This is a genomic window from Candidatus Finniella inopinata (genome assembly GCF_004210305.1).
GTDB classification, from domain to species: domain Bacteria; phylum Pseudomonadota; class Alphaproteobacteria; order Paracaedibacterales; family CAIULA01; genus Finniella; species Finniella inopinata_A.
Window position 1 is genome coordinate 309,947 of sequence record NZ_SCFB01000004.1, and the last position, 13,799, is coordinate 323,745.

Annotated in this window: 10 protein-coding genes and 1 pseudogene; all 11 read right to left on the bottom strand. The window is 42.7% G+C overall.

The features are described from left to right. Positions 1-3: 3 nt before the first annotated feature. The 11 genes and pseudogenes from EQU50_RS03320 to EQU50_RS03375 all read right to left on the bottom strand — a co-directional run bounded on the left by EQU50_RS03320 (position 4) and on the right by EQU50_RS03375 (position 13,796). Entirely contained in the window at positions 4-1,842 is a 1,839-nt protein-coding gene (locus EQU50_RS03320; protein ID WP_130153728.1) for an asparagine synthase-related protein, read from the bottom strand. Between the two features lie 22 nt (positions 1,843-1,864). Then, complete coding sequence (locus tag EQU50_RS03325; protein ID WP_165380322.1) at positions 1,865-2,605, bottom strand: lasso peptide biosynthesis B2 protein; 741 nt, start codon at positions 2,603-2,605, stop codon at positions 1,865-1,867. Between the two features lie 613 nt (positions 2,606-3,218). Next, positions 3,219-3,650: pseudogene (gene tnpA, locus EQU50_RS03330) on the bottom strand (IS200/IS605 family transposase). 293 nt (positions 3,651-3,943) lie between these two features. Further along, a complete protein-coding gene (locus tag EQU50_RS03340) occupies positions 3,944-4,717 on the bottom strand; it encodes an outer membrane protein (protein ID WP_165380323.1) in 774 nt (257 codons plus the stop codon). 168 nt (positions 4,718-4,885) lie between these two features. Continuing rightward, on the bottom strand, positions 4,886-5,707 hold the full coding sequence (istB, locus tag EQU50_RS03345) for an IS21-like element helper ATPase IstB (protein WP_130153461.1): 822 nt from the start codon (positions 5,705-5,707) through the stop codon (positions 4,886-4,888). A gap of 21 nt (positions 5,708-5,728) precedes the next feature. Continuing rightward, complete coding sequence (gene istA / locus EQU50_RS03350) at positions 5,729-7,258, bottom strand: IS21 family transposase (protein ID WP_420886594.1); 1,530 nt, start codon at positions 7,256-7,258, stop codon at positions 5,729-5,731. Positions 7,259-7,857: 599 nt separating this feature from the next. Then, the gene (locus EQU50_RS03355; protein ID WP_130153731.1) at positions 7,858-9,792 is read right to left on the bottom strand and encodes a hypothetical protein; all 1,935 of its coding nucleotides are present in this window, start codon (positions 9,790-9,792) and stop codon (positions 7,858-7,860) included. Beyond that, positions 9,789-11,156: a hypothetical protein gene (locus EQU50_RS03360; protein WP_130153732.1), complete on the bottom strand. Its 1,368-nt coding sequence runs from the start codon at positions 11,154-11,156 to the stop codon at positions 9,789-9,791. The genes EQU50_RS03355 and EQU50_RS03360 overlap by 4 nt, the downstream gene beginning before the upstream one ends. Positions 11,157-11,159: 3 nt before the next feature. Next, a complete protein-coding gene (locus EQU50_RS03365) occupies positions 11,160-12,191 on the bottom strand; it encodes a hypothetical protein (protein WP_130153733.1) in 1,032 nt (343 codons plus the stop codon). Position 12,192: 1 nt separating this feature from the next. After that, complete coding sequence (locus EQU50_RS03370; RefSeq protein ID WP_130153734.1) at positions 12,193-12,639, bottom strand: hypothetical protein; 447 nt, start codon at positions 12,637-12,639, stop codon at positions 12,193-12,195. A gap of 5 nt (positions 12,640-12,644) precedes the next feature. Continuing rightward, positions 12,645-13,796 (bottom strand): hypothetical protein, encoded by a 1,152-nt coding sequence (locus EQU50_RS03375; RefSeq protein ID WP_130153735.1) that lies wholly within the window; start codon positions 13,794-13,796, stop codon positions 12,645-12,647. Positions 13,797-13,799: the final 3 nt, after the last annotated feature.

The window sequence follows — 13,799 nt, forward strand, 5'->3', positions numbered from 1 at the left end:
TAATTACAATCCCCAGTCACGACACCATAACTCCACGGAAATTAAGTTAAGGATAGAATGTAATTCATCAACTTTACCACCTCTTACCATCTCAATATGTTCTTCAAGAATTCTTGTATTTAAGATTTTTTGTTTTGCGCAATAGCCATCTAAACATAATGCATAAATTTCTCTAATATTTTGTTCTATCCCTCTTTGTAACATTCCTGAGGTCTCACCTTTAGTGCTCCTTAAAACTATATTGTTTTTAAAAAAATTCCTAATTTCCTCACGAAATGGTAGTCTTGTATCAAACTTATCAAATGATTCATATACTGGTAATGCTAAAGCAAACTCAACCAAAGGCTGTGCAAAAAAGGGGTATATAGTTGGTACTCTATTAAGCTTCTCAGAGACTTTTGTTTGATTTACTCCTTCATAAATAGAAAGAACCTGAATGGCCTTCGCTGGAGGACAATTCTTCAAATCTTCAAAAAAATAAGGATAAATAGCATCCCGATCATATTCAAGATTATGAAATTCAGGCAAAAGCCATTTTGGTTTCCCAAAATTTAGCAAGTCATGTTGCTGATGATCGCCTCTGTAATATTTCCATAAAGCTTGAATATTATCTTTCAATACCATTGCCAATGGGATTTTATGAAGGGCACATAATTCAATAATTTTTTTAGTAATCCCCTTATTTTTATGTTTAATCCAATAATCAGCTATTGATTTATAAACAGTATTTCCTTGGCAAAACAAATGATCACCACCATGACCACTCCAAAAAACGGTATCCCCATTCTTAAGCATAATATTTTCTTGCTCAATGATTGAACGCCGGTTGAGAAGAGATACATGGGGCTTATCAAACCTCATATACATATTACTAGATTGCATTAAAGAATACGGATTGTCCCAATCATAGAAATTTAAATTTATACCCAGGGAATCAGCAATTCTGGTAGCTTCTTTAGATTCGTCAGATGAAGAAACCTCTAAGTCTCTCAAATTAAGCGCTTCTATTAGATGTTTTGTAGGTTTAAGATGCTTTAAGGCCATCAACAGAGAACTTGAATCGCTACCACCAGAAAGAAATAGGGATGTGTTATGATTTTCTTTGATCTGAGCAGAGATAACATCAAAAAAAACTTCTAAACATCCCTTATTTTTGCTATCCAGTATTTTAGTATTACAAGGGTTCCAAAACTCAGTTATCTCAAAATTATCATTGGTGATTATAATGCAATTACCATGGGGTAATTCTTTTATTCCTGAAAAAGGAGTCGTGTTTGAATTTAGAAGTCCTCCCATACTGCTTAGCTGAGATACAAAATAATTGATTGAAATATTTTTCTCTATTTGGTCCGCAAGGCACCATAAGTCTGAAGAAAATAAAATACCTTGTTCCGTTTCTGCATAAAACAGCGAACTATAGCCAATTGGGTCTGGGAAAATATAAATTTTCTTGTTTTCCAAATCCTGGCATAGCAGAATATACTGCCCCCAAAAATTTTCAGATAAATATTGACCTTTTGTCTCTACTATTTTTCTTATTATATTTACTTCTAAAAAATTCACTTTTTTGGATGATTCTGTGCTAGTGCTTTTATTATATAAATTTCCAGCCAAAAACCCTTTATATGAGGTTTTTGAATCGGAAGCTTCTATTATAAAAAAATCGTAATATGATTGTTGGCAACCTTTACGTCTTCCTGCAATAACTTGGGAGAATGGTGTTTCAATAATAGTTTTATTTTCACTTATCGCGGGGGATACCAAATTTATGGTTTTATTTTTAATAGCATCCGTTATAAAACTTTTTTTTGAATAAAAGATTCCTGAAAAAATTACATTCATTGTATATTAAAAAACCTAAAAATTAAACACTTAAAAACAATATAGGGGCAAGCTTAATGTTGAGCTCTTCTCTGTCATTAACTACTTTACCCTGGACTTGAACCCAAGCATGAGCATAAAAGGGTAAATTTTGAACACCTATTACAAAATCACAATTTAATCCTTGTTTTTTATGTAAAAGCGCTAATGTTGCGGCAAATGCAAGGCACATAGTTTTTTTAGGATAAAAAAAACTTGCAGCTTCAACCGCAGCTGAAAGTTCTTCACTTTTTGAGTAAGAAAATCGGGGTATCTTACTTTCGACGGTTTGAAGAAGGGAAAGGATGCCCTTTATCTTGTCGCGTTTTATGACTCTATGCACTTTCAGCAATAAATAAAAAGATTTAATTACTAAAGTTTTTTTTACTTTGTGTTCAATTTTAATATCTGAAACCCATTCACGTACTTTAATACCGCCTGCTATCTTTGGAGAAGCTACTCTATTGTTTCTTTGTCTACATGCTGCTTCAACTATTAAGCCATTTTTAATAAACAAAATTATGTGTTGGCTTATGTACAGCCCATCGCAAGAATTAAACTCACTGGAATACTCTAAACCATTTTTTACAAAAACTTCTCTCAAAATTTTGGATAAAAAAACACTTGACTCAACAGACATAGATAGATACTCATCATCGGAGGCTTTAAGTATCACAAACCTGTCATTACAAAGGGCGCCGTAAACACCAGGCGCCCACTCAAATTGAACCAAGAAACTATTCATAACTGAATATCCTTGACCTACCGCCATTCAATTAATGACAGTTACAATACTTAGAGCCAAAGTTTTCAAAACTAGTACAACCATTTCCGAGAGTCATTTCTGACGCTGCACCAAGAGATACAAACAACTGACTGATTTTTTTTACTATATTTTCATTTGTCTTCATATTAAAACCTATTTATTAAGTTAATAAAGCTTCAAAACAGAGGATTTCAACAACCTAAATCACGCCCATTTCATACCAAAGTTTTCAAAACTATTACTACACGTCCCGAGAGTCATCTCCGAAGCCGCACCAAGAGATACAAACAACTGAATATTATTCATCATTAGAACCTTCCTTTATTCAGACTCACTATTGAGTCTGTCCATGATATATCACACTTGACAGGAGTCAATGTTTGAGAATTTTTTTAAAAAATCAATTTGACTTTTAAAAAATTAATTTGACTAAGAAATTTTTTGCACCTCTTACAGCAGCCGAGGAAGTTTGTGATTAGAGTTTTTTTGCTCAAGGTAATCCCTTGTGAAGTAAGAGCCAAAGGGGTATTGAGATTTTTTCGAAAGGACAATTTTGTTATAACCTCAAAACAAGATATAATGCTAACTGTAATTATTTGCGGAGAATTTCATACGCCTTTTCTTCCTCTTGGTTTTTAATATAATTATCTATTTTTTTCATTACTATGCTGATTTACAGTATTAATAAAATATTTCTCACCTCAAAACTCCCCTCTCTATAACTGTTTCTTCGCCTCAGGCATAAATCTAAAAATCCCTCGTACTGTAATGCTCTTAAGAGCTTGAAGCACTTTTTTAGGACTGCACATTAGAACAGATTGAATCAAAAGGCGGACATGGTCTTGGCCAGTTCTAACTTCTAAAAATACGATCTCAATCGTTTAGAAATCTTTAAACAAGTCTCTTCTAAAATTTTATCCACTCGTTCCTTAAAAACTACCCTGTGATATTTTGCTGCACAAACCAAATTACACAACAATACCGATACATTATGACTTTTATGGATATATTGGTTCTCAGACATCTTTAAATAAATTTAGAGCAGTATATTTAATGTATTATTCTATTAAGAACCGCGGTTATTGGTTGTAAGAGAGACAGCAATCTAGCGCGGCCGATTAAACACACTAAGAGAGAGTTATTGAATGCTGTTTTTATGCTAAGAACAGGGTGTCCGTGGTGTCATTTGCCCTATCTTTCCAAGCTAGAGTCGGTCTATAATCAATTTAGGAAATAGGGACTAGATAGGGCTTTTGAGGTTATCCATTTTAATTTTAAAGGGTGATGATGCATGTCTTGAGAAGACGGACTGGCGCTTCAAAAAATCACCAGTCCCTTAGGCTGGAACTGATAAGACAATCCCGCCTTAATAACATGAGCGGAATATTGAAGCGTTGCCAGCGTGTCTTTGGGCATAGTATTCTCCATCAAACAAGGAGTTTTAACCTTGGCTCCTAAATTATAATTATATTCAAGACGGATGACCATGCTTCCAAAAGCGCGTTCATATCCAATCCCGGGCACAAAAACAATTTGCCTTTTCGAGGCCGAGACGGTTTTGCAAGCTCCACTTCCAGGGATGATAAATCCTCTGACATTGACCTCTTGCCAGGCATGGTAGGCTTCAACCTTATCACGACTCATCCCAAGGCTACATTTCAGATACAAAAGATTATCATTCGCAGTGACAGCACCAATACGAGGGGCGACACCCAAGACAAGACCGCGTTGGTATTGAGTTGTCAGTTTTGTTGGATATTGATAGGAAACAGCTCCTGTTTTAATGGTTTCGATATCATATGTTGCTTTCTGACGAGACGTGTCCTGTTCAAGATTAACCTCTAAACCGAGGTAAAACCCAGAAAAGTTGTGGCCATATCCGGCATGAAGGCCATAAACCAACGAATCATAGGCGGTTTTCTTATTGAGGGAAGAATCTTTGACGTTCACCGTCCAATCGATGGAGGGGAAACTGGTCTGGACATGATGTTGGATGCCTCCTAAATTCCCACCTAAATAAAAGCCGTTAAACAACCCTGAATCAGCATGGGTTCCCTCTAGGGTGCGTATTCCGGCGAATTCGAACGGCAATTCTGGTTTTATCCGAATGGCCGTTCCGGTTTAATTCGAACGGCAATTCTGGTTTTATCCGAATGGCCGTTCCGGTTTAATTCGAACGGTGAATCCGGTTTTATCCGAACGCGGATTCTGGTTTAATTCGAATACGAATCAAAGAGAAGCGAACTCTCCGATTTTATCTCATTTTTTCACCCCTTCATTGTTTGTGATTTCCGTTGTGTCATGCAAAGGACCCTCGATGTTTTTTTGTTTGGTGTTTTCCTGATCCTTTTCTTTACTCCTCACTTTTCTCATAGATTCCCCTTTAATTTCAAGCCTATAAGAATTATGAACCAACCTATCGAGGATAGCATCCGCTAACGTCTCATTTCCTATGGTTTCGTGCCAGAGTTTGACAGGAATCTGACTGGTGACAATCGTAGAGCGTTTATCATGTCGGTCATCCAAAACCTCCAATAAGTCACGGCGTTGCTCATCTGTCAGAATAGACAATCCAAAATCATCTAAAATTAAAACCTCCGTTTTAGCAAGTTCACTCATTCTTTTTCCATAACTCCCATCCCCCTTTCCAAGCTGCAATTCGCTAAGCAAGCGACTGAGGCGGCAGTAATGAACTTTATAACCTTGAAGGCAAGCCTTGTGGGCCAGAGCACAAGCCAAGAATGTTTTCCCCGTGCCACACGGCCCAACAATCAAAATATTATGATGAGAAGCAACCCATTGGCATTGAGAAAGTGTGGCCAACAAAGATTTGTCTAGGTTACGCTGACATGAATGGTCAATATCTTCAAGGCAGGCCGTCTGCTGTAGTTTGGCACTGCGCAAGCGTGCCTGTAATTGCCTGTTTTCCCGGGCGATGACTTCTGTATCAACCAACAAGCCAAGACGTTCTTCAAAGCTCAGCTGCGTTATGGTTGGTTGCTCCAGCTGTTCTTTAAAGGCTTTTGCCATAGAATGAAGACGAAGTTTTTGAAGGTTGTAAACAATTGGATTCAGTAACATGAAAGGGTCTCCTTTTTTAGATTATTTAAAGTATTTTTGGCCACGAATATATTCGTGAGAATCAGAGAGGCTATTGACTTCTGAGGACGAGGATAAAGACTGTTGATCCATCTTGTTCTTCAAAATAGATTCAACATTTTTGTAACTGTGGCCTCCTATCTCTAAAGCCCTTTTACAAGCCAGCTCTAAACGGTCTTCACCGTAACTCTTGCCGAGCCTTAAAATCCCAAGACACGTGCGAAACCCCTGTTGAGGATGGGCGCGTGAAGCCATGATGACTTCTATCAATTTTGCCGTTGCTTCCCCCGTTTTCTTGGCCCAAGAAACAATTCGTTCGGGTGTCCATTCCACCTGTGCTTGATGAGCTTTTGGCATGTGCAGAGTATTTGTCGTATATCCGTTGGCACCATAACTTCTGACATGGGTCGCGACACATTTATTCTGACAAAAAATTTCAACAATCGTCGGTCCATAGCGAACATAGAGAGATTCCTTTGCCAAGGCATAGGGAACACTGTAAAAATGCTTGTCTAACTCAATATGGTAGTTGAAGCCGGCTTTAACTTTTTTCCACTCGGCGTACTCATACCGAGTTGTTGGAAGGGATTTTAATGCCTGTTTCTCAAGGTCTTGAAAGTGGCTTAAACGGGATCCTGGCAGTTTTTGGAAAGGACGTCGGTTTAAGACATCCAAAAGTGGCTGAATAGCTTGGTTTAACTCGCTCAAGCTAAAAAAGGTACGGTTACGAAGCTTGGCCAGAATTTGTCTCTCGACTTGTTGGACTGCATTCTCAACTTTAGCTTTATCCTTCGGACTTCTTGACCTTGTTGGAATAATTGCGACGCCGTAATAAGAGGCCATATCTTGATAGGTTGGGTTGATATCAGGTTCGTAAAGATGCGCCTTATGGACCCCACTCTTTAAATTGTCTGGCACAACAATCTCTGGACAGCCACCATAATATTCAAACGCATTCACGTGAGACTTGATCCAGTCTGCAAGCGTTTGGGTCCATGTGGCCTCCACGTAGGTAAAACTGGACGCACCAAGCGCAGCTACAAAAATCTGTGCTTCACCGACTTCCCCTGTCGACGTATCCGTTACAACGGACATCGTTTGACCGGCATAATCCACAAAAAGTCTCTCTCCTGCTTTGTGGGTCTGGTGCATCCAGACATCAAGTGTTGAATTACGCCATCCTCGGTAAACGTCGCAGAACTGGCTGTAGCTAATCCCTTGGGGGTACTTTTCTTTATACTCACTCCATAATAATTGTAACGTAACATGCTTGCACTTGAGTTCTTTATGAATATAAATGCAATCAATCTCTCCCCGTTGTTCTTTATTGATTTTTTGAGCAGGCGGATACAGCTTGATCTCCAACTCTTCGTCGCCTAGATTGTCGGGCACAGGCCAGCTTAAGTTAACTGCTTTTGCCCTCTTGACGCCTTCAACCGCCGTACTCGCGCTAATGCCAATGCTCTTGGCTATCTCCTGGTAACTACATCCACAGCTGTACCGTAAACGTAAGATTTCTCTGATCTTTCTCATTGATATGTGACTCCGTGACATGGGCTGTTCCTTTCATGTTTTGTTGAACAAAAAAAGGATACAGCGTTCATAAAACGCGTTTTATAACCAAAGGTCTCCTTGATACAGGAGGTCAAAGGCCATCGCTTCGTCTTGGAATCGTTATTCGATTTAAACCAGAATCACTGTTCGATTTGAGCCGGAATTGCCGTTCGGATTAGACCAGAATCACCATTCGAATTGAGCCGGAATTGCCGTTCGGTTTAGACCGGAATCACTATTCGATTTTCGCCGGAATACGCACTCTAGGGTGGCAACCGTTAAGAAAAGAGGGAGAAGAATTTTTTTCATGGGATATATCCTTATTGTTAAAGTTTTTTTGATGTATGATAAGATGGTCAGAGTTGAAGTAGAGGCTTTAATAGCTTTTACTTCTTGTGGTTCTTCTCCTGGACGTATTCTTCTATTTGATCGATGATCCCCTCGGTTACGCCTTCGGCGATTTCTGCAACAACAGGACCAGAGCATCCTGATAGGAAATGACAGACTGCGAGATGAAGAAATACACACAAGATCATTTTGGAGATTGGGGTTGGTTTAAAAATACGCATACGCTTGACTCACTCTTCTTTGTTATGGGTTGATGTTTCTTGACGTTTCTGAATCTCTCCCAGTTCTTGGCTTAGAATGTTAGAGGACTTACCTGTTGTCTCTTTTATAATGGCTTCTAGTTTTTGAGCGGTCGATTGGGTGGGGTTTTTGGCATACCGATGAGCCAGGGTGATAAATCGTTTGCTGGTGAGAAGCTTGGTGCCAGCCTGGGTTGCTGCTAAAAGACTGGCTGTATAGGCTGGTGCTGCATAGAGACCGCCTGCAATGCTTGCCAGGGCCCCAACCCATCCCGATCCCGAAGGGTTTTGATTATTGCGCTTGATACTCTCCATGGCCTTGGCGACGTCGACGTAATCACCAAGCTTTTGGTAATTCTCAGGGCCGAGGTTGTTTTTGAGGAATTTCTGATTGTCCTTCTTTTGAAGGGCTTTAATGAGGGGATTGTACTGAGGTTCTTCGGTGATCAAGCTCGATAGCTTTTCACCCAATAACCCTTCTAAATTCTCCCTTTTGGCGTAGGCACCGTATTCCAAGTCAGCTTTTTTAAGGGCTTGTAAGAAGGCAGGATTTTGCTTGCCATAGTCTTCTAACATGGTTTTGGTGGTGGCTTGAAGATTGTGAAGATAAGACAAGCTATCGCTATCCGCTCGATCAAACAGATTCTTGTCTTTCATCATCTTGTTAAATTCTATTTTTTGCCGTACCGCCTCTTGAACAGTAATCGGTTTAACGGCAGGGGCCCCTTCCTGGAGTTGCTTTTCCAGGGACTTCTTGACGGTCTCTGAAGCCGTTGCCAGATACTCTGGCAGAGCTTCTTGTGTTTTGCCCTCCAAGTTCTGCTTGATTTCCCTAAAAACGCCTAAAAGCTTTTTGGTGGGTTCAGACTTCGCAACCGATTGCAGCTTGGTTTCCAGTTTCTTGATCTCTTGAAGCCAAGGGGTCGGATCAATGGTATCGGTAGCAGGGAGAAGGTTTTCTAGAGGGGCGTAAATTCTTTTTGCCACCTGCGACAAATCTTCGGTTAACGGAGGCGAGACTTTATCTAACAACTCCTCAAAGGACCGCTGATACTGTTCTCCTGTCTTAGATAGGGTTTCTCGAATCTTGTCACCAAAGTACGGAATGCGACTGATCAGATTATGGGCAGCGGCTGGAGCGACGGCATCGGTCGCCGCCACACCGGGTAAATCAACGCCAATTCTTTTGGCGGCATCTAAAGCTTTGGTCTTCAGCTGGCTCTTGCCAAATCCCGCCAAAGTTAACGCTAATGCTTTTGGATTAACGGCCCCTAAAGCCGTTACAGCCGTCGTCCCACCAATACCAGCTGCCATCTTGCCCAGTGTGCTTTCCACGCCGGCTTCGTCTGCTGCCGTGATACCTGCTGCTCCCCCCGCGGCTAACGCTTCATGCTTTAAAGCCTTCATAGGTAGACTGGCTACTTTTGCACCAGTCTTGGCAATCCCTAATCCAGGAATCGGTACCGAAAATTCACCAGCCAAATGGACAAACTTCTCAAAGGCATCTTGCGGGTTTAGGTTGCTTCCGAACAGCTGATTGACCTTTTGACCCAGAAAGTCGGCGATGACAGGATCAGAAGGAACAGACGAGGTTTGTTTCTCAACCCCCACCTCGGTCTTTGAAGGAAATCCTTCAGGCGTGTTTCGTTGCTCAGCTATGGCAGCTATATCAGCCAGTCCTCCCACACCTTGAGAAAAGCCATGAGCAGCCACGCCGGCAATACGCTTGGTCTTTTCCCAAAAAGAAGAATCTTGACCGTGATTTTGTTGTTGTTCTTGGGGTGGTACCCCATCATTGTTTATTGGTGGCTCCGATAATTCTCCTACTTCCGCACTTTGGAACTGTCCCCAATAATTGGAAGTATTGTCTTGGTTTTGCGATTCACCGACTTTTGCGAAGCGATCCCAGTAATTAGAAACCATCATTGCACCACCGTTCCACCATGAGAGATGGCGTCATCAATCTCAGATTCCGGCACTAAAACAATAGCACCATTAGGCGCTTTGACTTTAAACGTCCTTTGTTGTTCCTGAATACCGGATTGCCCCCCTGCTTGTGGTGTTCCTCCCTGAGGCATGAGTCCCGCTGACCTGGATTCCAAACCCTGACTGTAATCAGGAATCTTGCTGATCAAGGCTTCATTCTTGGCCATTTTGCGTTCAATCTTCTTCTCAAACCGGTCCAACATCATGGCTAAGGCTTTAGGGGTTTTAGAGGATTCAGGAATCCGACTGGTTAAAAACTCAAATTCTTTTTGATTAGTATTGCCAAACGAGATGTTCCCCTTGGCAAACTCATAGAGTTGGGCTGCAGCTGTGTCATACAGTTGCGTCGCGGTCATGCCTTCGGTATTAAAGGCCTTGCCAGTCAGGCGTTGCAGATAGGCGCTTAAGTCTGAACCGGCGATCACTTTGCCTGAGGAGAGAAGGTCTCTGGCTTCCTTGGTGGCATATAAGACATCTTCCAAGGTGGCGTTTTCTTGTTCGGCTTTCTTAATAGAATCGACAAGCTTTTTAGCGCCTTCTTTACCAAGGCCCACCTCAAACTGTTTTTGAGGGTTCCAGCGCCCTTCTGTGTTTTGTTGGGCAATGGCAATGCGTTGATTCTCTTGGGAGAACTTTTGGCTTTCAAAGTCAACGGCCTTTTGATACAGATCAGCATTGACCCCACCCACTCTTTTGCTAAAGTCTTGCACAAACAGGGCATTGCCGTTTGATGGGCTTTTAACGGTGATCTTTAACGGGTTTACCTGATCAATAGACGACAGTTCATAATCAGAACCCGTGATCTCGTTCAGTCTGCCTAAGATATGCTCGGCATACTTTTCTTTGGCTAAGGGTGCCATGGTCATCATATTCTGGGAGTAATCTTTTAAGAGAGGTTCCAACTCTTCTTCTGCCTGCATCTTGAGCTCATGCTGTTTGTTCTTCTCAGCCATGGCCATGCCATTGGCTTCTAGCCACTCAAAGACACGTCCAACCTTTTCGGCTTGTTCCTTCTTTTCTTGAGACACTTTGCCTTTAAGACCCGCAGCGGCACCCGCTAGCATGCCGGATAGCAACGCTCGCCATCCTCGTGCGGGACGATTCCCTGTCACCTCTTTTCCTGCTTTACCCAAGAGGTCAGCCATATCGTTTCTGGGATCAGGGGCATTGGCTTGGATATCATGGCCTTGCTTGGCCATGGCCCCAAGGAGTCCTAAATTCTGAACACCCGCTCTGCTTGCAGTTTGTCCGGCTTTTTGTTGAAATCTATTTTGTTTCATCATCTCAATGTGTGGATTGGACATTTTTTATCTCCTTCTTCCCGTGGCAGTGCTAGAAAATTGAGACCCCATCATCGCCCCCATGGGACCGCCAAAATACGCTCCGATACCCATACCCCCAAGATGCAACATCGTATCGCCAAAGCTGGGAGGGGTGGCTTGATACTGGGCCATTTGGTTTTGATACTGGGCGTTAATCTGATTGATTTGAGCCTGATGACGGTTGAGACTGTCCATATTGCTTTGCTGAAAGATCGTATTGGCTAAATCAGGAGCCCGGCTCGCCATGGCTCTGTTGGCATCTTCGCCCCGAATCCCAGCACCAACATTAAAGAGGCCCATCTGGTTCTGCAGGGCTTGTTGACGGGCTGTATCCAGCTGGTTCCTTTGATCTAACCTTAACTGATGTTCCATCTGGGCTCGTTGCAACTGACCCATGCGTCCTTGTTCTCGAAGACCATACGCTGCTTGTCGGTTGGCTAAGTCAGCCCCTTTGAGCTGTTGTCCATATAGATCCCCTCGTACTTGGCTTTCTTCCAACGCTTGGGCCTTGTTTTTGCCCAAGGTGTTGCGCATTTCAATGGCGGCGGTGCTATCGCCATACCCTCGACGGTTGAGATATTCTTGGCCTTCATTTTGTTGCCTGGTGAATTCTTCTTCCAAAACCCTTTTGTTCATGTCTTTAAAGTTTTGGACATACCCATTAAAGTCAGGAACCCGAGCTAATTCTTCCATATCTTGCCTACGCTCGGTATTCAGATCATTCATCACCTGAACAAACGGGGCAAAGTCCACCAGAGCTGAGGGATCATACTCATTGAGGCGTTGTATCTCTGTAATCGCCTGCGTCATTAAGTCACCGGCCTGGTCATACAAGGCTTGTTCCTCCGGGGTTCTGGGTAACCGTTCAATCACCCGTTTTTTCTTGCCATCAGCACCCACCACCGTAATCGCTTGGGTCCCTGTCACATGGTCAATCACATCCATCAATTCTTCAGGCGGCGGTACCGGCGGATAATACGGAGCAGGAGGAGCAGAATCATTACCACCAAAACACATATCAAACCTCCTTTTTCTTTTGTTTCAGGAACCAAACCTTTGTTGGATCAATGTCCGACGAGTCGAGACTCCAGGCGGGTGGGGTTTCCAGACGATGGATGCTTAACGGCTCAAACCGATCCAAAAGCTTTTGCCAACTGGTAAGGCGGGTCCAGGTATAGACTTTCTCAAACCCTGACTTGAACGCATGATCAAACAAGCCTAAGAAAAAGCCCTTCCCAAGGATTTGGTGTCGAAAGGCAGGAAAGATGGTTAAAAACGCTTCCGCTTCACGAACGTTTGTCACAGGATCGATACCCCGATCGATCAGGCCATAAAGCCCAGCCGGGGAGGCCCTTGCCGATATTTGATCTTTCAGGATCAAAAAACAGGTAATATCCGTTCGATAATACCGAGGATGGTTTGTACAAACGTCTTCAGGCGATAGGTTTTGAAAGGTAATCGTCATGAGTGTCAACTCGTTTCAGGGTAATAATAAAGAAGGAATTTATTGTTCGATTGACCATTGAGAGGGATGATGAGATCACAATTTTTGGGAAGATGGCTTGGATAACTGGGGTCACCTCTAAAATGAAAGGAATAATATGCCCCTGGGTTCCATAACCAATACCGATCATACTCATCTGAATCATAACCCCCATTAAAGGTGATTCTTAACGAATAAGGTGTGGGGGCGCCGCTCCCTCCTATCACCACTCTTCGGATGTTGTATCCTCTCCATTGCCCAAAGGAAGGGGGCCCTAAGTTCTCAAAAATAGAAAACACTGGCAGAAATTGAGGGGAAAGGGTGTAGCCATCGGTCGATCCTAAAACCGCTCCTCTGGTGATCAAAGAGCCATCAATACTGGAACTCCCAACCTTTTGAAACGTTGTGTTGCCAGATCCTTGAGACATAAGAACCGTGCCACTGGCAGCCGCTTGAGAATCAAGGTTGGTTGTCTGAATAGCCTTGAGGGCAATTTTAGGATTGGTTACCGCTAAATTCGCCATTTTGTCTGTTGTGACTGCTGAAGAAGCGAGCTTCTCTGCCGTTACCGCTAAAGCGCCCAGCTTTGGGGTCGTAACGGCATTATCGGCCAGTTCGTCAGTATCTACTGCATAGGCCACCAAGTGCTGTCTTTGAACAGATTCGCTCGCCAGTTTGGGTGAGGTGATAACTCTATCGGCAAGCTTATCGGTTGTCACAGAACTCTCTTGAAGGTTTCTGGTCTGAACTGATCCATCGGCCAGTTTGGCTTGCGTCACCGCGCCATCCCCAATCTTGGTTGTCGTGACACTTTGAGATGATAAACTCGCTTCAACCACCGCATTGGGAGCCAATTGCGCCGCATTCACCAAGACAAATGACAGGTTCCCCTGTCCATCCGTTTTCAACACTTTGTTGGCATTTAAAGGATCAGAAGACCCAGGGATATTCCCCGCTTCCACTTCGTTAATAGCATGGGCCAAAAGATTGATATCATCCGTTACGGCATTAAACTCTGCATCCAACATTTCCGCTGTGGGCGGCTTTTTTCCCAGCAGATCAAAACGTTGGTTATTGGGCAACGATTGATCAGGCTCATAAGGGAGAGAGGGGCGACTTTTATTGGTGGGAAGAGGCATACG